The 25,087-nt window shown below is 50.1% G+C and carries 20 protein-coding genes; 13 read left to right on the top strand and 7 right to left on the bottom strand.

All coding sequences use genetic code 11. From position 1 onward, the window contains the following. Nucleotides 1–94 precede the first annotated feature (94 nt). Nucleotides 95–775, top strand: coding sequence for a Crp/Fnr family transcriptional regulator (locus ACO08I_RS08830; RefSeq protein ID WP_282775153.1), 681 nt, complete (start codon nucleotides 95–97; stop codon nucleotides 773–775). Nucleotides 776–880: 105 nt separating this feature from the next. Here ACO08I_RS08830 and ACO08I_RS08825 read toward each other — a convergent pair whose 3' ends face one another. The 3 genes from ACO08I_RS08825 to ACO08I_RS08815 form a co-directional block, all read right to left on the bottom strand. Continuing rightward, nucleotides 881–1,969: a T9SS type A sorting domain-containing protein gene (locus ACO08I_RS08825; protein ID WP_282775155.1), complete on the bottom strand. Its 1,089-nt coding sequence runs from the start codon at nucleotides 1,967–1,969 to the stop codon at nucleotides 881–883. After that, on the bottom strand, nucleotides 1,959–2,663 hold the full coding sequence (locus tag ACO08I_RS08820) for a DUF547 domain-containing protein (protein WP_282775157.1): 705 nt from the start codon (nucleotides 2,661–2,663) through the stop codon (nucleotides 1,959–1,961). The genes ACO08I_RS08825 and ACO08I_RS08820 overlap by 11 nt, the downstream gene beginning before the upstream one ends. Nucleotides 2,664–2,949: 286 nt before the next feature. Beyond that, a complete protein-coding gene (locus tag ACO08I_RS08815) occupies nucleotides 2,950–4,710 on the bottom strand; it encodes a M28 family peptidase (protein WP_421949088.1) in 1,761 nt (586 codons plus the stop codon). 188 nt (nucleotides 4,711–4,898) lie between these two features. Here ACO08I_RS08815 and ACO08I_RS08810 point away from each other — a divergent pair, with 188 nt between their 5' ends. After that, nucleotides 4,899–5,588: a hypothetical protein gene (locus ACO08I_RS08810; protein WP_421949087.1), complete on the top strand. Its 690-nt coding sequence runs from the start codon at nucleotides 4,899–4,901 to the stop codon at nucleotides 5,586–5,588. 71 nt (nucleotides 5,589–5,659) lie between these two features. Here ACO08I_RS08810 and ACO08I_RS08805 read toward each other — a convergent pair whose 3' ends face one another. From ACO08I_RS08805 to leuS, 3 genes are all read right to left on the bottom strand, one after another. After that, nucleotides 5,660–6,562, bottom strand: a complete 903-nt coding sequence (locus ACO08I_RS08805) for a M20/M25/M40 family metallo-hydrolase (protein ID WP_421949086.1) — start codon at nucleotides 6,560–6,562, stop codon at nucleotides 5,660–5,662. A gap of 135 nt (nucleotides 6,563–6,697) precedes the next feature. Next, a complete protein-coding gene (locus tag ACO08I_RS08800) occupies nucleotides 6,698–7,822 on the bottom strand; it encodes an IS701 family transposase (RefSeq protein ID WP_421946523.1) in 1,125 nt (374 codons plus the stop codon). Nucleotides 7,823–7,947: 125 nt separating this feature from the next. Continuing rightward, a complete protein-coding gene (gene leuS / locus ACO08I_RS08795; RefSeq protein ID WP_421949085.1) occupies nucleotides 7,948–10,770 on the bottom strand; it encodes a leucine--tRNA ligase in 2,823 nt (940 codons plus the stop codon). A 186-nt stretch (nucleotides 10,771–10,956) separates the two neighbouring features. On the opposite strand from leuS, the gene ACO08I_RS08790 reads away from it, so the two are divergent. Both ACO08I_RS08790 and ACO08I_RS08785 read left to right on the top strand, forming a co-directional pair. Beyond that, nucleotides 10,957–11,976, top strand: coding sequence for a hypothetical protein (locus ACO08I_RS08790; protein ID WP_421949084.1), 1,020 nt, complete (start codon nucleotides 10,957–10,959; stop codon nucleotides 11,974–11,976). Nucleotides 11,977–12,062: 86 nt separating this feature from the next. Then, nucleotides 12,063–12,533 carry a hypothetical protein gene (locus ACO08I_RS08785; RefSeq protein WP_044222810.1) on the top strand — a complete coding sequence of 157 codons (471 nt, stop codon included), beginning with the start codon at nucleotides 12,063–12,065 and terminating at the stop codon, nucleotides 12,531–12,533. A 4-nt stretch (nucleotides 12,534–12,537) separates the two neighbouring features. Here ACO08I_RS08785 and ACO08I_RS08780 read toward each other — a convergent pair whose 3' ends face one another. Beyond that, the gene (locus ACO08I_RS08780) at nucleotides 12,538–13,128 is read right to left on the bottom strand and encodes a hypothetical protein (protein WP_282784768.1); all 591 of its coding nucleotides are present in this window, start codon (nucleotides 13,126–13,128) and stop codon (nucleotides 12,538–12,540) included. Nucleotides 13,129–13,305: 177 nt separating this feature from the next. Between ACO08I_RS08780 and ACO08I_RS08775 the strand changes: the two genes are divergently transcribed. The 9 genes from ACO08I_RS08775 (at nucleotide 13,306) to ACO08I_RS08735 (ending at nucleotide 25,086) form a co-directional block, all read left to right on the top strand. Continuing rightward, on the top strand, nucleotides 13,306–14,184 hold the full coding sequence (locus ACO08I_RS08775; RefSeq protein WP_282784770.1) for a cell division protein FtsX: 879 nt from the start codon (nucleotides 13,306–13,308) through the stop codon (nucleotides 14,182–14,184). A 22-nt stretch (nucleotides 14,185–14,206) separates the two neighbouring features. After that, complete coding sequence (locus ACO08I_RS08770) at nucleotides 14,207–14,542, top strand: DUF3098 domain-containing protein (protein ID WP_081968787.1); 336 nt, start codon at nucleotides 14,207–14,209, stop codon at nucleotides 14,540–14,542. A 53-nt stretch (nucleotides 14,543–14,595) separates the two neighbouring features. Further along, entirely contained in the window at nucleotides 14,596–15,390 is a 795-nt protein-coding gene (locus tag ACO08I_RS08765; protein ID WP_282784772.1) for an undecaprenyl-diphosphate phosphatase, read from the top strand. 73 nt (nucleotides 15,391–15,463) lie between these two features. Further along, nucleotides 15,464–16,213, top strand: coding sequence for a tRNA pseudouridine(55) synthase TruB (gene truB, locus ACO08I_RS08760; protein WP_238578290.1), 750 nt, complete (start codon nucleotides 15,464–15,466; stop codon nucleotides 16,211–16,213). 71 nt (nucleotides 16,214–16,284) lie between these two features. Next, complete coding sequence (locus tag ACO08I_RS08755; RefSeq protein WP_421949083.1) at nucleotides 16,285–18,843, top strand: T9SS type A sorting domain-containing protein; 2,559 nt, start codon at nucleotides 16,285–16,287, stop codon at nucleotides 18,841–18,843. Nucleotides 18,844–18,993: 150 nt separating this feature from the next. After that, on the top strand, nucleotides 18,994–20,091 hold the full coding sequence (locus ACO08I_RS08750) for a DUF4856 domain-containing protein (RefSeq protein WP_421949082.1): 1,098 nt from the start codon (nucleotides 18,994–18,996) through the stop codon (nucleotides 20,089–20,091). 84 nt (nucleotides 20,092–20,175) lie between these two features. Continuing rightward, entirely contained in the window at nucleotides 20,176–21,294 is a 1,119-nt protein-coding gene (locus ACO08I_RS08745; RefSeq protein WP_421949081.1) for an imelysin family protein, read from the top strand. Next, a complete protein-coding gene (locus tag ACO08I_RS08740) occupies nucleotides 21,281–22,645 on the top strand; it encodes an HTTM domain-containing protein (protein ID WP_421949080.1) in 1,365 nt (454 codons plus the stop codon). Before ACO08I_RS08745 ends, ACO08I_RS08740 begins: the two co-directional genes overlap by 14 nt. Nucleotides 22,646–22,656: 11 nt before the next feature. Next, a complete protein-coding gene (locus tag ACO08I_RS08735) occupies nucleotides 22,657–25,086 on the top strand; it encodes a TonB-dependent receptor domain-containing protein (protein ID WP_421949079.1) in 2,430 nt (809 codons plus the stop codon). Nucleotide 25,087 lies beyond the last annotated feature (1 nt).

Below are 25,087 nucleotides of genomic sequence, written 5' to 3'. Positions count from 1 at the left end.
TTCTGATATTTAGTGTCTCTATAGGTGAAATTGCAGAATACATGGCATTGAATATTGTCCATGTTTGAAAGTGAGATTACCTAAAAGAGCTAACATGAACGCCGAAGCAAAATCATCATTTATTGACCTTTTTCCCCTCTTCTCCGTTCTCTCTGCTGAGGACAAAGCGGCGCTGGCAGAGATGATGGAGTATAAGGTGAAGCCGAAGTATTCCTTCATTTATATGCCGGGAGATGCTTCAGAATACATTTATTTCCTAGCCAAAGGGACTGTGAAAATTGGCACACATTCCACAGATGGTAAGGAGATTATTAAGTCACTGATCCACCCTACTGCAATGTTTGGGGAGTTGGGTTTGATAGGAGAGCCTTATTATAAGGATTTTGCACAGGCTCTTAAGCAAGATGTTCATGTGTATCAGCTCAAAGTATCTGATATGAAAAAGCTGATGCAGAAGAGTTTTGACCTCTGCACTTCGGTCATGAATCTGTTTGGCGGCCGGTTGGTCCGGGCAGAGGACAAGCTGGAGTCGCTGATTTTCAAAGATGCCCGCACTCGTATTATTGAATTTATCAAAGACGCCGTCAATAAGCGCGGCCGCCGGGTAGGCTACGAAATGCTGCTCAAGCACTCCCTGACGCACCAGGATATTGCCAATATCACCTGCACTTCCCGTCAAACGGTAACACTAGTGCTTAATGAGCTTAAAAAATCAGACCTTATCTATTTCAACCGGGGTAAAATCCTGGTAAGAGATATGGCAAGGCTGGTTTAAGTGAATAAAGTCAATCACGAGAATTGGATTAAAAAGGTATAAGAATCGGATTTAAAGAAAGCCCCGGTAAGCGTACATCCGCTCCGGGGCTTTTTTCGTTAGCCTTCACCTGACGATAACTCGCTGCGCTCCGAATCGCCCTGTTGTATTGATCAGAAGTAGGGTATATACGCCTTTAGGCAGATCCGTCGTGGCTATGGTGTGGTTTTCTCCATTCACAAGAGCCGTGTGTATTAATTTTCCTTGTGTATCGAATAGCTTTAACCCATATTCATCTTTCGGAAAATTTAGCTGCAGATAATCCCGTGCCGGGTTGGGAAATGCCTGAAACTGAACGGTTGGATTGGCTTCGTGGGAGGTAGAAGTTAATAGCAGGTCTCCTATGCCGATAGCACGCGCGTCCAGTACAGGGCGAGACCGGATATCGTCGCCATTATGCAATGTCGCAACTGCAATGAGCCTCAGGTGTTTGGGGTCCCAGTCATTAGAAAGGTCAAAGCTGCCAACCCACGAGTAGGTTTCCCCCGTTTCAGGTTGATCAGGCAACCCTGCATTGCTTCCCCATGTATCATCAGCAATATCCCGCACTACGTTCATAAAGGGGTACATCTGTATGGAACCTCCCTGCCCAAACAAAGGGTGCCCTGTTACTTCGTTGTAGTAGTTGGATTGCTGATATCCCGGGGCTGTACTCCGGATGGAATCCTCAACTATTATAACACTTAGCCTGAGTGCTCCCGGTCCGGGCAGTTCCTGCAGTAGCTCAAGAGACACTTCAAAGCTCAGGCTGCCGGTTGCCGCCTGGGGGGCAAAATGTATGTCAAGGTCCAGGTAATCAGGCTCCTCTAGTTGTGCTTCGACCAGGCTTTCCCATTGACCGGTACTGGCGTAAACTGGGCCAGCCGGGCCCGGGGGTGTCCTATTGATTACACCAAGTGGAGTACCAAATATGAGGAACTCATCCTTCCAGGCGGTGCTGTGCGGGTTAGCCATGGGGTCTACGGAAGAATGATGGTACGCTAAAATCACCCGATCCGGATGATCTGCGGCTATTTGCGAGGCAATGAGGTGTGCATTAGGGCATTCCCCACACCAGGAAGAGGTGTAATGTTCCAGTAACACCCGGCGCTGAGCAGTAACCTCAATGATGCCGCTCAGAACCAAGAGTAAAATCAGGGTATTCTTACTGTGCATTAAGCGCCCAGTTGTATTCCCGGAAGCTCACTTTGGCACTGTCCTTCACATCTGTTGTGGTGTAACGGTCCACGAAAGCTTTGACATCATCAAAATCCTCACCGTACCAGTTGAAAATCTGGGACAGTTCCAGTGATTTGGCGCTGATTGTATTGTAGGCTTCGTTATTGATGAATGCTTGTGTTTGCTGCTCCAGATATTGCTCAAGATTGTCTGCTGTCCAGGCGTGGTTGAGCAGGGGAGGGCAGGACTGCGCTGCACAATTGACCGCAAAGTGGATACGAGGCTCGTTATAGCTGGGGCGGATGATATCGTGCTCGATCTGATTAAGCGAATAGGTTTGCCGGCCCAGCTTTATCCATTTAACGTCCCAGGGATTGCCATCGTGAAGGTCCCGGATACTCTTGACCGGATAATTATCCACGATGAGCTTGACCGTGAAGGCATTATAAACATTAATCCAGTAGGCGAGCTTTTCATCCCGGCTCCAGCTGTCCATAGGTGGGTGGTTAGCCAGTTCTTCGAGATAGGCGTTCAGGTCTTTATTATTTTTTGCCAGCTTTTTGTAGTTGACCGCGCCGTCCTCCGAGACGTACTGCTGAAGTACTGCCTCCCAAAGGCTGTGATCGGGTGTGGAGGCTTCGGGCGCAGATAGGGTGGTCATAATGGCCAGTAAAAAAGAAACGTAGATCATAGTTAGGTATCGATTTATGTGGGGGGAAGATAATCATTCTATCGTTCACAAAACGTGTGCATAACAAATTGCACTTTTTGAATAGCTTGCCAGCATTTGCCGTTTGCCTCTCCTGGATAAGCTGGAGCAGAGCGGGAAGCTCTACCCCAGCAGCCATAGGGCTTAAATGCAGAGGGTTGCCTTTGTGTTTTGTACAATTTGTTATACACACTCACAAAACTGATTTCCCGGAAGTGATGTTGCCTGCTCCGGCTTCAAATGTTCCGGAGCGGACATCTGCCTTCTCTTAGTAAGCGTAAATCATCGCTTTCGTATCCACAGGCCGCCCATCGATCACCAGGCTGTAGTAATAGGTGCCGGGTGTGTACCGATGGTTTTCATAGCCGTATACTACCTGCACAAGCCCTGGGTTGAGCTCAACTTCGTACCGTGCGAGCTCTCTGCCTTGTGTATCTGCAATTCGTATAAAGGCGGTATTGTAATCAATGGGGGACTCGACCATAACACCGATCGTGGTAGCTTCATCAAAGGGATTGGGGCGGTTCTGCAGCAGTGTTAGGCCCTCGTAGGTTTTCACTTCCTGAGTGCTTGTTGTAAGGTTGGCAAAGGTTTCTTCTGAAAAATGGCTCTCGATATTGTTGGAATCCAATGCAGCGGCTGACATAAGATATACCGTGCCCGGGGGGAGCCATGAAAGCGTATCCTCCAAAGCGGTTACGGTAACAAGGGTATCAAAGTAAGCGGTCTCTGTCTCGAAGCTTCGGATGCCGAGGCGGTAAAGCCCGGTACCAGCCGCGTCTTCAAACTTGTAACGCACGCCTGCCAGGGTGGCTTCCAGCTCGAAGTTGTCTGGCGTAGCCGGTCCCATAGCACTTGCAGCGGCAGCACTGCCGTTCAAGACAGTATTTCGGGCCAGATAGTTGAAGTCAACGAAGAAGCTATCTATTTGCCCGTCATCATCAGTATCCACACCGAGGATGTCCTCCATGGTGTGCTGCCGGTCATGATAGTCCGGTGTGCTGGGGTTGCCATTGCCATGCTCATTGGCAGAAGTAAAGCGCACTGCAGAGTAGCCTCTCTGCCGGAAGGGGATATGGTCGCCGCCACGCCCGGCCCGGTCCTCCCGTGATATGATATTGACTTCAGCAGCTACAGGCACAATGGGAGCAATATTTTCATCATACTGCAGTTTGCTGTAGCGGGCCAGCAACCGGGAAGAAGATGCTCCAAAGAGCCCTCCGTTTGAGGAATAGACCCGAACGTTGATGCTGTCAATGGCATTCAGGCCCGGGCAGCCGGGAGGTGAGGCGGTCGCCCCGCAAATGATGCCGCCCACGATATCGTTGTTGTAGACGCCACGGATTTGAATGTTTTCCTGCTCGGCGTATTCGGCGAAAGCGTTGGCACCAAATAGCCCCTGCTCTTCTCCTGTGGTGATCATGAAGACGATCGTCCGGTTAAAAGCATACTGGCTCATCACCCTTGCCAGCTCCAGGACCAAAGCTGTCCCTGTGGCGTTGTCCTCCATACCGTGTGCCATGCACCCGGTGTCACAAACCTCAGCACAACGGCTGTCCATATGGCCTTCAAGGAGTACGACCTCGCCGCGGTCCGGTCCAATACCGGGCAAAACAGCAAGCACGTTCCTGTGCTGCCCCATGCCGCAGATATCCTGGTCAAACTGGAAATATCCGACTTCAAGCCGGCCCTCCTGTGCTGCCGGGAAATTTTCGAACTTGTTGTGCGCCCAACGGCGGGCTGCCCCCATACCGAAAGTAGCACTCGTAGTATCAGCGCCAGTATTGCGGTTTTCGAAACTGCTTAATTCCACGAGATAATCATATAAGGAATCAGGAGATACGGATTCCACCAAATCAGCAAAGATGGCATCCGGATGATTGATCAGGGTAGCAGGCTCGTAGGTATCGGCCGGATAATTGCCCTTAAGCAGGTCTTCCATGACGGGATTGGTCAGCAACAGGTTGGTTTGGCTGTGAACGGTAACTACAGACAGGACTGTAAATAGGGAAAGTAAAAGTCGCTTCATGGCTCTTTTTTGTGAGGATTGGAGATTACTAATACCCAAGTATAATAAAGTTGGTTTTGAAAATGTTTTGAAGAGCAGCAGGGAGCGGTAATTGGATTTCTTTAAAGTTATATTAACTTTTGTGTGTATGGAATTCCTTGTCCTGTACTATCTTAACAAATGAAACCAAAACCGAAATAAAGGAAATCATGAAACTTAGAATCCTACTTGTACTACTGCCTTTGTCCTTTGCCCTGAACAGCTTAGCACAGGATTGTTCCACTTTTTTCCCTTTCAAGGAGGGGGCCTATATGGAATATACCACCTTTAACAAAAAAGGTAAAGTGGAGAGTATTACGGAAAACACCGTAAAGGTTATTAATGAAAGTGAGGGCGAAATTGAAGCGGAAGTCAGCACTATCCTCAAAGATAAGAAAGGCAAAGAGTCTTACTCCGGCACCTATCAGGTCTTTTGCAAAGATGGCAAGCTGCTTATGGATGTCAACTCCATGTTCAATCCGGCTATGCAACAGTCCTTTAGCGGCTACGAAGTGACAATTGAGGGTGATGCGCTATCCTTCCCAAATGATATTGAAGTCGGCCAGGAACTGCCGGATGCTTCCTCAAAGATTACCACAGCTGCAAGCGGTATTAATATCGCTTCTATGAATATTGAAATAACGGACCGAAAGGTAGAAGGGAAAGCGACGATTTCCACAGAAGCAGGGTCTTTTGAGTGCTATAAAATCAGCCAGACTTCCAACATCAAAATGATGATCAGCCGTTCTTACTCCACGGTAGAGTATTTTGCAGAAGGCGTAGGAGTGGTTAGGTCTGAGACCTACGACGGAGGTGGCAAACTGCAAAGCTACATGGAACTTACTGCAATTGAAAAATAAGGCTCTAAAGCCCATTTGAAGGAAAACCATTGTACGCAGCTCCTTTCGGTCAACCGGGAGGGGCTGTCCTTTTAGGGCCTTGCGAAGTGGAGGATAGCTTTCCGTATGACTTCAGCGACAGCAGTATAGAATACAGGCATGATCCGGTCTGCATCATCAGTGGGCTGATGATAATCTTCGTGGTCCTCTACGCCAAAGTATAGAAAGGGAATATTTTTTTTGTGAAACTCGCCATGATCAGAGGCGTATGTCCAGTCATCAGAGCGCGTTGGCGTTGGCGATTCGTGCCCAAACCCGACCTGTATCGTTGCATCTTTTGCAATACGGTCTAATGGTGCGCGCAGTTCAGGATAATGACCTGCACCGCAGATGTAAATTTGTTCCTTGGCATTGCGGCCGATCATATCCATATTGATATTCAGGATGATCTGCTCTAATGGCACCGTTGGTTCATCGACAAAGTGGTTGGCGCCGCGGAGCCCAACTTCTTCAGCATCCCACGCTGCAAATAGAAGGCTGTAAGGCGTGGGGTTGGCCTGAAAGTATCTGGCCAGCTCCAGAAGTGCGCCCACACCTGAAGCATTATCGTCTGCGCCATTATAGACTTCACCACCCCGTTCGCCAACATGATCGTAATGTGCGGAAATTACAATAACCGAGTCCGGTGCTTCCGTACCCCTAACCATCGCCAGTAGATTAGTGGCTTTGTAAGTCTTTTTAGGAAAACGGCTGTAAAATTGGAACGGCTGCCGGTAGCCCTCCTTTCCTGCAGGCATTAACCCGTAATCTTCAAACCGCTGCAGGATGTAAGCGGCAGCAGCAGCATTACCTTCACTATCTGTTTCCCTGCCTTTTAATGCATCAGAGGATAGAAACCGCACATGAGACATGAGAGAGTCGGTAGCTATCATACTCGCTTGCGCAAATGCAGTAGAAGACACTAACAGCAGGGAAAGGATAATGAGGTATTTCATAAATATAACTGACCTTTCGCACGCGAAAGGTTATGATAATTGAAAAAATTAGCAGTACTCAGGGTGCTTGGCACAGCAAGCCCACTCAGTGCATGGCACTGAAAAAGCACTCGCATGAACAAGTTAATCAAGGCCTTACCCCAAAAGAGGGGTGGCTAGCCCATCCGGCGGTCCAATTTTAGGGACATAGGCTTTGAGCCTTTGCACCTCTTGAAAAGCCGCCCTGAGGGCATTGACATAAATTTTGGTTTTTAGGGCAAAGTGGTTGGTCTGCTCTTTTGCAGCCAGCAGTTCGAGTTTAGTCCAGGCAATCATGGCAGCAAAAACATGGTTGCACTGGGATGTCTCGTGCTTGGTGGGGGACTTTTCCAGCCCCACGTTTTGTTTGAGCGATTTGTGGAATACCTCCACTCCCCAGCGTGTCCCGTAGGTTGTGCAGATAGCTGGGCCGCTTAGCACCAGATCGTTGGTGACCAGGTACAAGTCTCCAGTTGAGCCGTCTTGGTTTATAAAGACCTGCTTGACCAACTGGACTTGGAAATCCAGCCCTTTGAGGTAAACAGTAATGGCCTGGCCTGCTTGCAGTTCTAGCCCGTCGACTCGGTGGAACTTGCCTTCCAGCTTGTCTTCCATGCTAAGGGCGACCTTGCGGTTGCTCTTCAAGGCACTGATGAAATGCTTGCCCAGCTCATAATGCACGAACTCGAAGTTCTCCTTGGCAGCAAACCAAGTGTCCCATACCACATAGCGGAAGGGCACGCGGTTGTATTTGACAAGTGCAAAAAGCTGGTCGCGCAGCATCTCGTTCTTGCTGCGGGGGCTGCGCTTCTTTACCTGCCCGCTTTTGGCATCCACGTATTCTTGCGACTTGCGCACGATCTCAAAAGCAACAGGCAGCTCTATACCCTGTGGGCTCTGGTAAAGGAAATTCAGGATGTTGATCCCTTTGGTGTGCCCCGCTTTCGGCTTCTTGGAGTGGTCCCAGTGCCAAGTGACCACTTCATTCTCCGTAGAGTGCGGCTTCTCCTCGATCGTGTCATCTATCTTGATGACCGCGTCCGGGTGCTCCACTTTACGTACCAAAGGCTTTATGCAACGCCAATAGTCTTTTGCCGTGAAGGCTTCCTGCCCTAAAAAACGGCTGATCTTGTCATGGCTCAGTGCCTGATCGGTCAGCTCGGACAAGCCGGTGGCTGTCGCCATGCGAAACGATGCCAGCAGGTAGTCCGAATACAAGTCAAGTAACTTTGGGTCTTTCATCTTGCGCTCCTTTGAGCTGCAAGATAACTGCCCTAACATTATTAATCAATTTTCCAAATCTTTCGCGTGCGAAAGGTCAGAATATAAATTAACGGCCCGGCTTAAACCAGGCCGGACCGTATGTTTTAACCAACTACGATATTGATCATGCGCTTGGGCACCACAATAACTTTGCGGATAGTCTTGCCTTCGATCCATTTTTGGATGTCTTCCAGCTCCCGGGCAGCTGCCTCAAGGTCTTCTTTGGAAGCATCGGAAGGGAAGGAAGCCGTAGCCCTGGTTTTTCCGTTGATGGCAATGGGGTATTCCACTTCATCTTCTTTGAGGTACTCCGGATTGAAAGCCGGATATTGGCCATCTTTGTGAACGCTGCCTCCGTGTCCAAGCTTTGACCAAAGATCTTCTGCGGTAAAAGGAGCAAATGGCGCTATAAGTACAGTCAGAGGCTCCAGGATGTTCCGCTTGTTGCACTTCATCTTGCGCAGCTCATTAGTCGCAATCATGAAAGCACTGACGCAGGTATTGAAGGAAAAACGTTCGATGTCCTGCTCCACCTTCTGAATGGCCTGGTGTAGCACCTTAAGCTCGGCTTTGTCCGGTGCCTCATTGCTAACCGTGAAGTGCCCATCCTTATCGGAAAACAGATCATAGAACCGGCGCAGGAATTTATAAACGCCATCGATACCCTGTGTGTCCCAGGGCTTGGCCTGTTCAATAGGGCCCAGGAACATCTCATACATCCGGAAGCAGTCGGCTCCGTACTGTGCCACGACATCATCCGGATTGATGACATTAAATTTCGATTTCGACATTTTGCCGACCTCGCTGTAAGTCATCATTTTACCTTCTCCGTTGGTTTCGAAAGCTGCACCCTTGAACTCCGGGCGCCAGTCGAGGAACTGCTGAACGCCTGCTTCATCAAGATAAGAATCGGCCTTGCCATAGTCGCTCACGAAGTCTACATGGACCGGTATTTGAGCCCACTCTGCATCCGGGTACTGCCCGATCATGTCAGCCGAGACAAAGCGCTTCTGCCCTGTGCTGTTTTTATCGAGGTAGATAAACTCGATCACGCCCTGTATCATACCCTGATTGATCAGCTTTTTTGCGTACTCCTTTTTGGGGACCAATCCAAGATCGTAAAGAAAGTGGTTCCAGAATCGGCTGTAGAGCAAGTGGCCTACCGCATGCTCAGACCCACCGATGTACAAGTCTACATCCTGCCAGTAGTCCACGGCTTTTTTGGATACGAAAGCCTGATCATTGCCGGGATCCATGTAGCGATACCAGTACCAGGAGGAGCCTGCCCAACCTGGCATGGTGGACAGTTCGTAGTCATATTGCCCCTTGTACTTCCAGTCGTTTGCCCGGCCCAGCGGTGGCTCACCGGTCTCGGTAGGCAGGTATTTGTCTACCTGTGGCAAGACCAGTGGCAGCTCGGACTCGTCAATCAAATAAGGCACGCCATCTTTCCAGTAAGCAGGCACAGGCTCTCCCCAGTACCGCTGACGGCTAAAGACGGCATTGCGCAGGCGGTACTGAATTTTCCCACGGCCGGCGCCCTGTGTTTCGAGCCAGCTGATAAGTTTAGGTACGGCTTCTTCGTATGCCAGCCCGTTGATCAGCTCTGAGTTGATGTATTTACCTTCTTTGGTGGCATCAGCTGCTTCGTCCAGATTTTGCTGGGCATCGAGTATGGGCACTATAGGCAGCCCAAAGTGCTTGGCAAAGTTCCAGTCCCGCTGATCACCGGAAGGTACCGCCATGACGGCTCCCGTACCATAGCCCGCGAGCACATAGTCGGCAATGTAGATGGGCACTTTCTCTCCGTTGACCGGATTCAGGCAATAACTACCGGTGAAAGCTCCGGTAACTTTCTTGACCTCTGCCATACGCTCCACCTCAGAACGGGAAGCGGTCCATTTGATGTATTTTTCGATTTCTTCCTGTTGCTCCGGCTTGGTCAGTTGAGCGACGAGTTCATGCTCAGGAGCCAGCACCATGAAGGTAACGCCATAGATGGTGTCTACCCGGGTGGTAAATACTTCAATTTTGGTATCCGGCGTTTCCTCCAGTGCAAACTTTACGCTTGCGCCCTGAGAACGGCCAATCCAGTTGCGCTGCTGCTCTTTCAGGCTTTCCGGCCAGTCAACGTTGTCAAGCCCGTACAGCAACCGGTCCGCGTAGGCTGTAATGCGCATGCTCCACTGCTGCATAAGTTTGCGCTCTACCGGATAGCCGCCCCGCTCGCTGACGCCATCTTTGACCTCGTCGTTGGAGAGTACCGTACCCAGTTGGGGGCACCAGTTGACATAGCTTTCCTCCGGGAAGGTAAGGCGGTAGTTGAGGAGGAACAGTTGTTGTTCTCCTTCTGACATATTTTTCCATGCCTCGGCTGTTATTTCAGGAGTTTCCTCATTGGCTACAGCATTGAGGTTGGCGTTGCCCTGCTGTTCCAGGTGCTGTACAAGTGTTTCTATTGGCAGGGCTTTGTCGGCTGAAGTATCGTAATAGTGGTTATACAGTTGCATGAATATCCACTGCGTCCACTTGTAATAAGCCGGGTCACAGGTTTGTACCTCCCGGCTCCAGTCGAAGCTAAAGCCAATATTATCCAGTTGCTCGCGGTACCGCTGTATATTCTCTGTGGTAGATTTTGCGGGGTGTACGCCAGTTTGAATAGCGTATTGTTCTGCCGGTAGGCCAAAGGCATCGTAGCCCATAGGGTGCAGGACATTGAACCCTTTGAGTCGCTTATAGCGGGAGTAAATATCCGAGGCAATGTATCCAAGGGGATGACCAACGTGGAGACCGGATCCGGAAGGATAGGGAAACATATCAAGTACGTAGTACTTTGGCTTATCGGGGTCTATGTTTACTTTGTAAATCCCCTCTTTTTCCCAGAATGCTTTACACTTACTCTCGATTTCTCCGGGTTTGTATTCCATGCTACAGCTGCGGTTTTGATGGTTGATTAAACGTTGATGGGCAAACAGGAGTTCCCCATGCCGTTTTTCAGAGCGCGAAAATAGGTATTTTCCGGTGAAAACCCCACGTGACAGCAGGATGCAATTCGCTGGGGGTGGCGTAAAAGCAGAAAGCGTTGTATTTTTGTTAGCTAAATGCTTTGGAATATGGTGCAGATTGCGAATCCTATCTACGATGTGGTCTTTAAATACCTTATGAATGATGAGAAGCTGGCAAGGCTGCTGCTCTCTGCTATTATAGGAGAAGAAGTAGTCAGTCTGAAGCTACGCCCCACTGAGCATCAATTTCCCGTTGGTAAAGCACTGATGGTAATGCGCATGGACTTCAGTGCCCGCATCAGGTACGCTAATGGAGAGGAGCAGCTCGTGATTCTGGAATTGCAGAAGGCCAAACTGGCTACAGATATTATGCGGTTCAGGCGCTACCTTGGCGAGCAATACCGCAACAAAAATAATGTGGTACAGGAACCCGCAGAGGAGTATGCGCAGCGAAAGGCACTGCCTATACTCAGTATCTATTTCCTTGGGCACAAGCTTGATCATATCACTGCGCCTGTGATCCGGATCAACCGTTCTTACACGGATGCCGCAACCGGAGAAGTTCTTCAGGAAAGGGAAATCTTTATCGAGAGCCTCACCCACGATAGCATTATCATTCAGATTCCCTACCTGACTGGCCACCGCCGCAATGAGTTAGAGCAATTACTATCACTATTTGACCAATCTTTTATCAATGAAGACCGGCACCTGCTCAATATAGAAGAATCCGAGGTTCCAAAGCGCTACCGTGCACTGCTTCGCCGATTGCAGCAAGCCGTTGCTGAGCCAGAAGTCCGTGAAATCATGGATGCAGAGGATGACCTGATCGAAGAATTTGAGGACTATCAGCGCATGATAGCAGAAAAAGAACGAGAGCTTTTCGAAAAAGAGCAGCGGCTCTCCCAGAAGGACCAGGAGCTCTCCCACAAAGACCAGGAGCTCTCCCACAAAGACCAGGAACTTTCGCAGAAGGACCAAGCGCTTTCGCAGAAGGATCAGGAGTTACAAAAAAAGCATGAACAACTACGCAGAGTCGCTGTCACGCTGACAAAAGCAGGGCAGTCCCCTAAAGAGGTCGCTGCTATACTAGGCATTGAACTTGAAGAGTTGAATGACCTGCTTTCCTGATTCAATCACGTCAGATTATATTAAACGAATGGATTGCGTTTTTTTACTGCAAAATCCAGCCTTATCTTTACACAAAAAATGAAAACATGCTGAAAAGTCTGATCAAAGTAGGGTTGTTGTTAGTGGGCGGCATCCTGGTGTACAATTACTTTTTTGGTACGCCGGAGGAGAAAGCACAATCCAAGGAAATATTCACCAGTGTAAAAGACCTCACAAAGTCAGCTTTTGACCTGCTTAAACAGGAAAAGCAAAAGTTTGATGAAGGCAAATATGACGAAGCAGTTGATAAAGTAGGTGGGCTCCTCGACAACCTAAAAAGCAAAGCCGAACAATTGGAAGACAATCGCGATTTGCTGGACAAGATTGCTGAGCTCGAAGAAAAAAGAAAACGGCTAAGTGAGGATATCAATCGGGAATTACCGGAGAATTATAACAATACACCTGATGAACGGCCCACTATGGATAGCTCCAGCCGAAAGGAAATCGAGAATGAATGGGAGGATCTCGTTCGCAAAACAGAGGGGCTGATGGAGGAAATGGAGAAAAAAGAGCAATAAGGCTTTAATCAAGCATCGCTCGTGTACACTTCTCAATAGGCGAAATACCGTCTATAAGTAGGTTGCCACGGTATGCACGTCCCTGGTGGGGATGGTAGGCTTCAAAAACAAGGTAGTAAACATCTTGTTTGACAAAAAACTCTATTTCGTATTCTTCCCAGCGGGATTGCCGGATTACAGGAGACTCATAGAGAACCTGAGCTTGCTGACATTTAGTAGTGCCACCGTAAATACGTAGTTGTAATTTGCCGTTGTACGTCTCATAGTTGTCAGAATGTGAAAGGAACAGGGTTAGTGTATAACAATCGTTCTTCTTCAATGGCTGGGATAGCCGTTGCCCTATACTTTCCCAGGTCCCGTCCTCACGGGTAATGAGCCCTACGTAAGTGTCGCCATCTTCTGCTGGCTGATAAACGCCCCACTGCCCGGGAAGAATATCCGGCGTCGAACCCAGCTGGCACCCAAACCACCCACTGGGTACTGTGGCATCCTGAGCGGCATCTTCAAAAGAGGAGTTGTTTAGAAAAATAGGTTGCGCCAGTAAGGTAATCCCGGGTAAGCCCGATATTAACAGGACAAGGGCAAGGTTTCTCATAGCATGCATGCTTTTTTACAAAAACGAAAGCAAAATTCGCTTTGTTGCCTGGCACTTCCGCCTTTATGGAGGTTTAGAGGTTCTGTTTCGCTTATATTTTCTAATTTTGCGCGTATTCAACAAACCGAACCCTACAATTTGCAGCCTTTTTTACGGCGCACCTAGCAAATACCTTCTATGCCCGAGCAGCAAGATCCACGTCGTTCAGGAAGCCGTCCCAATTATTGGCATTCCATCATCAGCGTAGCATTGGTGCTGTTCGCCCTTGGCTTCTTTGCCCTGACGCTTTTTAATGCACAGCTGATCGTTAACGAACTTAAGGAAAAAGTTAATCTGATCATCGAATTGCAGGGGGAGGAGACCGATAATATGGCCAGGCAAATCCTGCAGGAAGTAGACCAAATGGGTTTTGTCCGTGAAGGCTCTGCCGAGTTCATAAGCAAGGAACAGGGGGCTGAATTGATGCGGGAAGATTTTGGTGATGACTTCCTGAAGCTTGACCTGCCTAATCCTTTGTATGATGTCATCACCTTCAACGTGAAGGCTGCTTACATGCACCCGGATAGTTTAAAAGGGATTCGTACCGCTCTGATTGAACGCGAAGGCATAACTGACGTATACTATCAGGAAAGCCTGGTGAATGATATTGCGGATAATATCAAAATGATCGGCATCGCAGCACTGGCTATTTTAGTTTTGTTTCTTGGTGTTGCAGGCTTGCTTATTCATAATACTGTCCGTCTGGCGCTGTATGCCAACCGCTTCCTGATCAAGAATATGGAACTGGTTGGTGCCACCTGGGAGTTCATTAGCCGGCCATTCCTGCGCAGAGCGATGATCCATGGCCTGTTTAGCGGAGCATTGGCATCCGGGGCGTTGTTGCTCCTGTATCTCTACGTTCAGGCGGATGTACCTGGGTTACGGGATATTCAGGACTGGACCGGGATGTTTATATTGTTTGGTTTACTGTTAACCATGGGTATGGCCATCAATACGGTCAGCACATTCCTGGTCGTTCGCAAATATTTGAAAATGAGAGTAGATGACCTCTACTAAATTAATAGTCTAAATTGAAGTCATGAGTAAGGAAAAACCTGGAAAGAAAAAGGTGGTCGTTACCACTGATAGTAAGAGTACAGCAAAAAAAGTGGTGAAACCAACGAGCTCCCGCCGCAGTACACGGGAGGTTGAGTCTCCTCAGATGGAGCTGGCATTTGGCAAGTCTAACTACATCCTCATCGCAGGAGGGCTGGGGCTTGTTCTCCTCGGGCTGATCTTAATGGCAGGTGGCGATATGCCTTCTCCGGATGTATGGGAAGACGATATCATTTACAGCGCCCGCCGCACTGTGCTTGCCCCTATCGTGATTTTGATGGGGCTGGGGATGGAGATTTGGGCAATTTTTAAGAAATAGCCGATTGTCAACCCTTCCTGCTTTACGGGTAGGAAGCTCAATTATGCACAATCATGGAAGATATCCTTCGTTCTGTTCTGCTCGGAGTCATTCAGGGGCTAACAGAGTTTCTGCCTATCAGCAGTAGTGGGCATTTGGAACTGGCTAAATTTTTTCTGGGTGACGACAGCATGGCAGAAGAGAGCTTGCTTATGACCGTGACTTTACACGCGGCTACCGCGCTTTCCACGCTATTGATTTTCCGAAAGGATGTGGCGGAAATTCTGCGGGGGTTATTGCAGTTGGAGTGGAATGAAGAGCTGCAGTTTTCCCTTAAGATCGTCCTGTCCATGATCCCTGCTGCATTCGTAGGGCTCGTTTTTGAAGAGCAGATTGAACAGCTATTCGATCAACGCATTATGCTTGTTGGGTTTATGCTCATCGTTACCGGGTTGTTGTTATTCCTGGCAGACCGGGCAAAGCGTACCAATAAAAGTGTCTCCTATATCAATGCCCTGATCATCGGAATCGCGCAGGCTATTGCCATACTGCCCGGGATTTCCCGCTCTGGCGCTACTATTTCTACTTCTGTTCTCTTAGGGATCGACCGAGAAAAGTCTGCCCGCTTTTCCTTTCTTATGGTCGTTCCCCTTATATTGGGCAAAATGGCGAAGGATATACTGGATGGAGAAATGGTAATGTCAGCGGATCAGGCTATCCCCCTGGCGGTAGGCTTTGTTGCTGCTTTTGTAACAGGAGCCTTCGCTTGCCTTTGGATGATCAGCCTGGTGAAGCGTAGTAAATTGACCTATTTTTCTGTATATTGTTTTATCGTTGCTGCAATTGCCATTTTCATGGTGACCTCTTAAGGCTTGTAGCAGCCTTATTTGTATGGGTAGTACCTGATGATACTGCCCGTTTGTTGTTTATAAAACACTTTAAATGGACATGGAGGGAGATGACCAACCGGTTCCCAGGTATGACTTTAGAGCAGGTGCCACACTTCTAGTCGACAAGCCACAAGGCTGGACATCATTTGATGTCGTGAATAAAGTCCGCTACAAAATCAAGCATCGACTGAAGGTGAAGAAGATAAAAGTCGGGCATTCAGGTACCCTTGATCCCATGGCAACAGGGCTTCTTGTACTTTGTACAGGTAAGTTTACCAAAAAGCTAAACGATCTGCAAGGGCTTTCCAAATCCTACACGGGAACTATGTTTATTGGCGCGACAACGCCTTCCTATGATGCGGAATCGGAAATACAGGAGCGATTCCCAACTGACCACATTACCCCCGAAATTATCGAGCAGGCCCGCCAGCAGTTCACTGGCAAAATACAGCAAGTACCTCCTATGTTCAGCGCAATCAAGGTAGATGGGCAGCCACTTTATAAAAAAGCCCGGAAGGGCGAAATCGTTGAGGTAGAGCCCCGCGATGTGGAAATCTTTAGCTTTAAGATCACCCGGGTGGAGTTGCCGGAGATCGACTTCGAGGTCAGTTGCAGCAAAGGCACCTACATCCGTTCACTGGCGCACGACTTTGGGATAGCCTTGCAAAGCGGCGCATACCTGACCGCCCTTCGGAGGACCAAAGTTGGAGATTTCGATATTAAGAATGCCTGGTCTCTCGACAATCTGGTAGAATTTATCGAAAATGGACCGGTTATCGGTGCTGAAAAGGCTGCTGAATAGCGCCTATCGTACAGTTTTTAGCTGTTGTGCCTCCTACAGCCAGATAGGATTTCCTTATTTTGAGATCAAAAATGGGTAACCTTCTTGCTTTTTCCCGCCTGCTGCTGATTTTTTCCATTTCCCTGAGCGCTTGCACAGGGGTACAGCAAACTGAACCTTACGAAGAAAAGGAAAGCGGTGCCGCCCTTGCTATGGAAGAATGGGGCAGAGTCCGGTCTTATCCTGATGGGAAAATTCAAATGCGCAACCTGACCATCGCCCACGAAGCACAACAAACGCTTCTGGAGTTTCGTGGCAATTCAGCTGAATGGGAGGCAATGGGGCCTAAGAATTTCGGTGGCCGAACGCTCTGCCTGGCTTTCCATCCTAACAATCCAGACATTCTTTATGCCGGTTCTGCCAGTGGCGGGCTTTGGAAGTCCACTTCAGCTGGTGTTGGTGTAGAAGCTTGGGAACGTGTACCCCTGGGGTATCCGGTACTAGGGGTAAGCAGCATTGCTATTAACCCGGACAACCCGGAAGAAATGTATATCGGTACCGGTGAGGTATACAATTACACAGTTGCTATGCCTGGTGTTTCCGACCGGCTTACCCGGGGTTCATATGGTATGGGTATACTGAAAACCACTGATGGCGGATTGACCTGGGAAAAAGCCCTGGATTGGTCCTATGAAGACATGCGGGGTGTTTGGGATGTTATTATCAATCCGCAAAACACCAATACCGTGTGGGCAACCACCACAGAAGGTACTTACCGCTCTCTGGATGCCGGGCAAACCTGGAGCCTGGTGCATGACTTCCCCATGGGTATGGACTTAAATCTACATCCGGCCGACACCGCTGTGCTATTCGCAACCTACGGGGGGTATGAAAGCCCTCAGGCTGGTATCTTTCGCTCTTCCGATGGGGGCGCAAGCTTTCAGCCAGTCCCAGGCTTGCCTACCGACTATTCCGGAAAGGCGATGTTGAGTATCAGCCCTTCTAATCCGGAGATTATTTACATCTCCCTTGCGGATGCCTTCGAGAGCCGGGGGCTCTATAAGTCTGAGGATGGTGGAAATAACTGGGGCCTAATCAATACCGATGATATTGCCCGGTTCCAGGGCTGGTATTCTCATGATGTGGCGGTTAAGCCGGATAATCCGAATACCATTATTTACACCGGTGTAGACTTGTTCAAATCCGTTGACGGTGGCGCAACAGTTGCTCAGAAAGCCTTTTGGTTCAAATGGTTCTTCGGACAGACACCGGTGGGTGGCCCGGAAGGCCCCTTCGACTATGTGCATGCCGATATTCATGCAGCTTACTATTTCCCTTTTGACAACAACACGGTCTTCGTAGCTACAGATGGCGGTGTTTTTGTATCCGAAGACAACGGCGAGTCTTGGTCTGGGCGAAATGGAGGTTATCAAACCCAGCAGTTTTACGCTAAGTTTTCCAGCAGCCTGACTAACCCTAATCTGGCGATCGGTGGCTTACAGGATAATGCAACGGCTGTCTATCTGGGGGATGACTCCTGGTACCGCGTAATCGGTGGCGATGGGATGTGCACCGCTATTGACCAGGAAGATAACAGCCGTGTCTATGGCTCCTTTCAGCGGCTGAATATCCGGCAGAGCTTCAATGGCGGGCTGGACTTTGGTCCGCTGCCCATCAGCAGTCTGGGTAATGAAGTGACAAACTTTAATGGCCCCTTTATCCTTGCTCCTCAGAATCCGGCTACTATTTATGCCGGAGCACAGCGCTTGCACCGAAGCAATAATTATGGAGTAAATTGGGCCGCCACCTCCAGCGGGCCGGTCGATAGCGAATACGAAAATCCAATCCTGACAATCGCTGCTGCACCTTATGATCAGAATGTACTGCTGGTGGCAACGGCTCCATTGCTGGGCGGTACCGCAAAAGTGATGCGCAGTTCGGACGGTGGGTCTTCCTGGAGCCCTGTTAATGGTTTGCCAGACCGGGTTTTTATGGAAATCACTTTCGACCCTGCAACTCCGGGTACCGTGTATGCGGTTTGCTCTGGCTTTGGTACGGACCATGCCTTCAAATCTGAAGATGGAGGGCTCACCTGGTTATCGATCAGCTCAGGCTTACCGGATATTCCCGCCAATTCTATCGTAGTTGACCCTGAACAGCCCTCCGATTTGTATGTAGGCAATGATCTGGGCGTTTACGCTTCCTTTGATTACGGACAGAGCTGGGAATGGTACTCAGATGGCATTGCGGATGCTGTTATGGCCATGCACCTAAGTATCGGAGCAGGGCGTAAACTCCGCGTAGCCACCCATGGATTGGGCATTTACGAAACCGACCTTCGCGATATTGTAAGTACAGAGGGCCCCATGGCTAGCCGTTCCCGACTGCTGCCCGCTTTCCCTAATCCTGCTGATAATGAGCTCACTGTTCCCTTCGAATTAGGCAGCGCAGCTCAGGTAACCCTGCGGGCGTACAATGGGCAGGGGCAGTTGATAACAACTTTGCTGTCCGGGCAATATGCTGAAGGAAAGCATCAGGCTACCGTTGATGTCTTAGGTTGGCCTTCCGGGCATTACGCCCTGGTACTGGAGGGCACCTTCGCCAATGGGCAGGCTTTGCGCAAAGTAAGTAGTCAGGTGGTAATGCACTAAGTCGAAAATTAGCGTTCAGCTTACGCAAATTACCTAACGCTAGGTAGTTTTTGGATCTTGATGCCTTAATTTGGGTATTGTGAGCCCGAATATCGCCGGTTACTTTTGCATCTGTGTTTATTTAGATTTAATCCACTTAAATAGAGACGGATGCCAAACTACAAACTACTGAGCCTTGCCCTTGCAATAAGTGTACTATTTTGGAGCTGTGATTCCGAAGAGGATAACAGTTATACCATACCTGATACCTACAGCTTTGAGAATGTAAGCTACGATGGACAGGTACAGCGCCTGCAGATGCTCCTGGAAATGAAAAGCTACCTGGGCTCCGCCAATACGCCCGGTACGGTACTCGACGCAAGCCGTCTGAAAGCTATGTACGCTAATGATGCAGCCGCAGCCAACTGGACCTTGGAATATGATGCCTCCAAGCAGCTGAAAAGCAAAACCTTCGAACAGGAACAAGCCCGGTTTGAAACCCTGATGGATGCCATCGCCCAGCACAGCCAGTCAATAGTGCCTGGTCAAGAAGGCGTTGCCGGTGTGGTGGTCAGTCTGGATGGCGCCAAGCAATACCTGCTGAATGAAAAAGGCGTGGAATTTGCCCAGTTGATCGAGAAAGGCCTCATGGGCGCCTGTTTCTACTATCAGGCCCTGACCGTCTACTTTGGGGACGATCGCATGAACGTCGACAACGAAACCATAACCCCCGGCGAAGGCACCGACATGGAGCACCACTGGGATGAAGCTTTTGGTTACTATGGTGTGCCCACAAATTTTCCTCTCAATAAAGACAACATCGCCTTTTGGGGTGTTTACTCCGACCGCCGTGACCCCATTCTCAACTGCAATCAGCAGATGATGGATGCTTTTATCAAAGGTCGGGCTGGCATCAGCAATGACGACCTCACCGCCCGTGACGAGGCCATCGCGGAAATCCGTCAGACCTGGGAAACCATCACCGGGGCGACTGCGATCAGCTACCTGAACACGGCCATCGAAAGTTTTGATGATATGGCGATCCGTGCGCACGCCCTGTCTGAAGCCATTGCCTTCACCTACGCCATTCAGTTCAGCCCGGAGAAGCGTATGAGTAACGCGGAGGTTGCAGCAGTGCTTGAAGACATTGCCGGCAGCAGCGATTTCATGGAAATGGACTTGTACAATACCACTCCTGAACGCCTGAATGACGCTAAGATCAAACTGGCGGAAGCTTTAGACCTGATGGAATCCAAGGACAGTTTCTAATAAATCCGTCGGAATCTTTATCCCATAGTTCCAGCGCAATGTCCCTTAAATGGGCAAGGCTGTTACCCACAACCCACTAAATTTATGCAATTGTTAAAGCCAATTTTTTGTTTTGCCGGCCTTGCTGCCCTTCTTTTGTTTGCGGGTTGCGGGGACGAGATGGGCGGCGCACAGCGGCCCTGTGAAAGTGATTTTGATCAGCAGTCCTTGTTTACCCACATTGCGGAGGAAATCATTCTACCGGGGTATGCCGCTCTGGAGCTGAGTGCAAACAACCTGCATGCTGCTGCTTTCGATTTTGCGGAAGCCCCTTCCACCCAAACCCTGGCCGATGCCCGGGCAGCCTTTGAAACAGCTTATCTGAGCTGGCAGGAGGTCGCACAGTTCGAGTTTGGGCCGGCGGAAGCAGTGGCCCTGCGTGCCACACTGAATAACTTCCCGCTCAATGCCTCCGCTTTGGAATCTAAAATTGACGGGGAGGACTACGACTTTACCAATCCTAACACTTTTGATAAAGGCTTTCCCGCCCTGGACTATCTGCTGTACGGGTTAGGAGATGGGAGTGAGGAGGCTGTATCCGCGCAATTTGCAGATGCCAAGTATGCTACTTTTCTAACGGAGCAGACGGCATTTATTGCGGATGCTGCCAAGACGGTCAGTGATGCCTGGAAAAACGGGTACCGCGATCAGTTCGTGGTCAATGAAGGTACTGCCGCCGGTGCATCCCTCAGTCAGATCATCAATGGGCTGAATGAGCATTATGAGATGATCAAGCGGGACAAAATCGGCATTCCGGCCGGTGTGGTTACCCTCGGCTTTACCAATCCGGATAAGGTGGAGGCGCCTTACTCCGGGCTGTCACTGTCACTGGCCCAACGAGCCCTGCTTGCCGCCGAACGTTTCTACCTTGGTATCGGACAGGATAGCCAAAATGGCCCCGGTCTGGATGACTACCTCGAAGCAGTCAATGCCACCAAGGAGGGCGAAAGCCTTAATGCCCGCATTCAGCAGCAGTTTGAAGCAGCAAAAGCGGCCATTGAAGCGGTGCCTGCACCCTTACGAACCGCTGTGGATGACAATAATGACCTGGCCGTTACCGCCTACAACGAGATTACGAAACAAATTGTGAACATTAAGACCGACATGCCCTCGGTTTTATGTGTCGCCATCACTTATATCGACAACCCAAGTGATTCCGATTAAACAATATCGAGATTGGCTTTCCGCGCCCCGGCGCATCGCCCCGCTTGTCACTTTCCGCATCCTTTTTGGCGGATTGATGGCAACCGGGGCTTTCCGGTTTATGGCGAGTGGGTGGATCGAACGCCTGTATGGTGAGCCGGATTTCTTTTTCAAGTTCTACGGTTTTGAATGGGTCGAACCGCTCAGTGTGGCGGGGATGTACTGGGTATATGGTATCGTTGGGCTAAGTGCGTTGGGCATTATGCTGGGCTTATTTTACCGCTGGTCAGCCTTGGTCTTCTGGCTGAGTTTTACCTACACGGAGTTAACCGATGTAACCAACTACCTCAATCATTATTACCTGGTTGTGCTATTGGGGTTGCTGCTGATCTCTTTGCCGGCCCATCGCCGTTTTTCCCTTGATGTATGGCGCAAACCGGCGCTAAGGGTGGAAACCGTGCCAGCCTGGTGCATATACCTGATCATGTTACAGATCAGTATGGTCTATTTTTACGCAGGCTTTGCCAAACTAAATGCCGACTGGTTATTTCGGGCGATGCCACTCGCGGTTTGGTTACCGACTAAGGCAGACTGGCCATTGGTGGGTGCCCTTTTTACACAATCCTGGGCGGCCTATGCGTTCAGTTGGGCAGGCGCTTTTTATGACCTGACCATCCCATTTTTCTTGTTGGGGCGACGCACCCGTCCCTGGGCCTATGTAGCCGTAATTGCGTTTCATGTACTGACCAGGCTGCTCTTTAATATTGGGCTTTTCCCGTTCATCATGATCTTTAATACGCTCATCTTTTTTCCGGCGGCGGTGCACGAACGCTGGCTGGACAAACTGGGCTACGGCAGTGGAGCTACTGGCCAAAAAATGAATGTTCCGAAAGCACAAATGTCATTGCTCCGCACCGGGCTTCTGGTATACTTCGCCATTCAATTCCTGCTGCCACTGCGGTACCTCTGTTACCCGGGCAATGTCCTGTGGACGGAGGAGGGCTATCGTTTTGCCTGGCGGGTCATGCTGGTGGAAAAGGTAGGGCAGGCCACTTTTACCGTCCGTGATCCGCATACCGGAAGACAGTCTGAAGTGGACAATTCCGATTATCTAACAGCCTATCAGGAAAAGCAAATGGCTATACAGCCTGACCTTATCCTGCAATACGCCCACCATCTGGCAGAAGTCTACCAACGGGATTACGGTATTGTCAATCCGGAGGTTACCGTTGACTGCTTTGTGGCCCTAAACGGACGGGCAAGCCAACGCCTGATCGACCCTAATGTCAACCTGGCAGCCCAAACCGACCACCTAATGCCTAAACCCTGGATTTTGCCCTTTAGGCAAAACGAAATTATTACTCAGCGATAAAGCGTGTAATCATGCTACGAATACTGCATACTGTTTCTATTGTTTTTTTTCCGCTATTGCTGTTGGGTCAGCAGTACGGCATTACGGGTGTTGTAATGGCGAAAGCCAAGGCACAGCCGGTCGGCGGAGCCACGCTTTTTCTGGCAGAAACGGGCGCGGTTGCGGAAACCCACCCGGATGGCACTTTCGAGCTGGAAGCAGAAGTTCCCGGCCCCTACAGCCTGACCGTTTTCATGCCGGGCTTCACTACGATAGTCCGGGAAGTCACCCTCAGCCCGGAGCAACCAGTGGCGGAGCTTGAACTGGCGCTGGAGGGGTTAAGCATTGATATGGAATCGGTGGAGGTGCACGCATCACGGGGCGCGTACAGCATGTCCCGACTAAGAAACGTGGAGGGTGCCGCCATTTATGCAGCTAAAAAAAGTGAACTCATCGAATTGGAGAAAGCCATGGGCAATCTGGCTGCCAATAACGCCCGGGAAATTTACAAGGGCGTACCAGGGCTCAATATCTGGGAAAACGATGGTGCCGGACTTCAACTGGCCATCGGTGCCCGGGGGCTGGACCCCAACCGAACCTCCAATTTCAACACCCGCCAAAACGGGTATGACATTAGCGCGGATGCTCTGGGCTACCCTGAAAGCTATTATACTCCTCCGGCGCAGGCCCTGCAGCGAATAGAAGTGGTGCGCGGGGCGGCTTCTTTGCAATATGGCACGCAGTTTGGCGGGTTGCTTAATTTCGTTTTCAAAGAAGGGCCCCGGGATAAGCCTTTTGAGTTCACTACCGAAAACACCTACGGCTCCTTTGGGCAGTTCAATACGTTCAACAGCGTGGGCGGCACTGTTGGCAATCTGAACTACTACGCTTTTTACCAATACAAGCAGGGCGATGGCTGGCGCCCCAATTCAGGCTATGAGCAACATACGGCTTTTGGCCGGCTACAGTGGAAGCCGGCTAAGCGGCTGGAACTGGGTCTGGAGTATACCCACATGAACTACCTGGCGCAACAGCCCGGTGGATTGGCAGACTTCGAGTTCCAGCAAGACCCGCAGCAGTCCAAGCGGGCCCGCAACTGGTTTAAGGTAGACTGGAACCTGGCAGCATTTACCCTGGACTACCGTCTTTCCAGCCGTACCCGTATCAACTGGCGCAACTTCCTCCTCATGGCACAACGGGACGCCCTTGGCGAGCTTGGTCCCATCAACCGGCCGGACCCGCTCCGCGAACGCGACCTGATTTCCGGACAATATCAGAATGTGGGCTCCGAAGCCCGGCTTCTGCATCAGTACAAAACGAATCAGCAGCTAAGCACCTTTTTGCTGGGTATTCGGCTATACCGCGGCTTTACCGACAACAGGCAGGGCGATGCTTCAGAAGCTGCCGGTCCTGATTTCCGCTTTCTCAATCCGGAAGACCTGGAGCAGTCCAGTTACGAGTTTCCGAGCCGTAATGTGTCGGTTTTCGCAGAGAACCTGTTCAATATTACACCCCGGCTGAGTATAACACCGGGCGCACGCTTTGAGTACATCCGTACGTCTTCAGATGGGTATTACAAAGAGCGGGTTTTCTCCGGCGGGGAAGTGATCTTCGAGCGCCGGCTGGAAGATGCACGGGTGAATGAGCGCTCACTGGCGCTTTTAGGACTGGGCATTGGCTATCAGCTCCGGCCAGGAATAGAGCTATATGCCAATTACTCCCAAAACTACCGGGCGATCAACTTCAGTGACCTGGCTGTGGTGAACCCTAACCTCATTATTGATTCCCTGCTGACTGATGAGCGGGGCTACAATGCGGATATTGGTGTGCGCGGAGATGCCCTTGATGGCCGGCTGAGGTTTGATGTATCCGCTTTCTATCTGCGCTACAACGACCGCATTGGGCTGGCAGAAATTACCGTACCGGACCCTATCGTGATTGAACGCCTTGTAGCCTTTCGGACCAATATCGGAGATGCGCGCATCCTCGGGTTGGAGTCCTTTGCCGAGGCAGACCTCTGGAAGCTTTTTATTGACCAGGAAAGCCCATGGTCGGTACTCGCCTTTGTCAATTTCAGCTACTTGCAGGGGACTTACATCAGTGGTCAGCGGCAGTTTGTGGGCAACGATGTGGAGCTTATCCCACCGGTGAGCCTTAAGACAGGCATAACCGTTCGCCGGGGTGGATTTTCCGGCAGCTATCTGCTGTCCCATGTACGTGCGCACTATTCGGATGCGACCAACGCAGAGGTTGTCGCTAATGCCACCCGGGGCATCATTCCAACCTATACGGTGATGGATTTATCTGCAAGTTACACCTGGAAGCGCTATCGGATACAGGCGGGCATCAATAACCTGGCTGATACCCGCTACTTTACCCGCCGGGCTACAGGTTACCCCGGCCCGGGGATTATTCCGGCAGAGCCGCGTCGGTTGTACATGGGGCTCCGCATCCGGATCTAGG

The organism is Phaeodactylibacter xiamenensis, from assembly GCF_965229835.1.
Taxonomy (GTDB): Bacteria; Bacteroidota; Bacteroidia; order Chitinophagales; family Saprospiraceae; genus Phaeodactylibacter; species Phaeodactylibacter xiamenensis.
Note: the sequence above shows the minus strand (reverse complement) of the source record. Positions and strands in the feature narration are given on the sequence as shown.

Coding starts and splice junctions, on each gene's coding strand:
- ACO08I_RS08830 (WP_282775153.1), top strand. CDS start 95: ATGAACGCCGAAGCAAAATCATCATTTATTGACCTTTTTCCCCTCTTC.
- ACO08I_RS08825 (WP_282775155.1), bottom strand. CDS start 1,969: ATGCACAGTAAGAATACCCTGATTTTACTCTTGGTTCTGAGCGGCATC.
- ACO08I_RS08820 (WP_282775157.1), bottom strand. CDS start 2,663: ATGATCTACGTTTCTTTTTTACTGGCCATTATGACCACCCTATCTGCG.
- ACO08I_RS08815 (WP_421949088.1), bottom strand. CDS start 4,710: ATGAAGCGACTTTTACTTTCCCTATTTACAGTCCTGTCTGTAGTTACC.
- ACO08I_RS08810 (WP_421949087.1), top strand. CDS start 4,899: ATGAAACTTAGAATCCTACTTGTACTACTGCCTTTGTCCTTTGCCCTG.
- ACO08I_RS08805 (WP_421949086.1), bottom strand. CDS start 6,562: ATGAAATACCTCATTATCCTTTCCCTGCTGTTAGTGTCTTCTACTGCA.
- ACO08I_RS08800 (WP_421946523.1), bottom strand. CDS start 7,822: ATGAAAGACCCAAAGTTACTTGACTTGTATTCGGACTACCTGCTGGCA.
- leuS (WP_421949085.1), bottom strand. CDS start 10,770: ATGGAATACAAACCCGGAGAAATCGAGAGTAAGTGTAAAGCATTCTGG.
- ACO08I_RS08790 (WP_421949084.1), top strand. CDS start 10,957: ATGGTGCAGATTGCGAATCCTATCTACGATGTGGTCTTTAAATACCTT.
- ACO08I_RS08785 (WP_044222810.1), top strand. CDS start 12,063: ATGCTGAAAAGTCTGATCAAAGTAGGGTTGTTGTTAGTGGGCGGCATC.
- ACO08I_RS08780 (WP_282784768.1), bottom strand. CDS start 13,128: ATGAGAAACCTTGCCCTTGTCCTGTTAATATCGGGCTTACCCGGGATT.
- ACO08I_RS08775 (WP_282784770.1), top strand. CDS start 13,306: ATGCCCGAGCAGCAAGATCCACGTCGTTCAGGAAGCCGTCCCAATTAT.
- ACO08I_RS08770 (WP_081968787.1), top strand. CDS start 14,207: ATGAGTAAGGAAAAACCTGGAAAGAAAAAGGTGGTCGTTACCACTGAT.
- ACO08I_RS08765 (WP_282784772.1), top strand. CDS start 14,596: ATGGAAGATATCCTTCGTTCTGTTCTGCTCGGAGTCATTCAGGGGCTA.
- truB (WP_238578290.1), top strand. CDS start 15,464: ATGGACATGGAGGGAGATGACCAACCGGTTCCCAGGTATGACTTTAGA.
- ACO08I_RS08755 (WP_421949083.1), top strand. CDS start 16,285: ATGGGTAACCTTCTTGCTTTTTCCCGCCTGCTGCTGATTTTTTCCATT.
- ACO08I_RS08750 (WP_421949082.1), top strand. CDS start 18,994: ATGCCAAACTACAAACTACTGAGCCTTGCCCTTGCAATAAGTGTACTA.
- ACO08I_RS08745 (WP_421949081.1), top strand. CDS start 20,176: ATGCAATTGTTAAAGCCAATTTTTTGTTTTGCCGGCCTTGCTGCCCTT.
- ACO08I_RS08735 (WP_421949079.1), top strand. CDS start 22,657: ATGCTACGAATACTGCATACTGTTTCTATTGTTTTTTTTCCGCTATTG.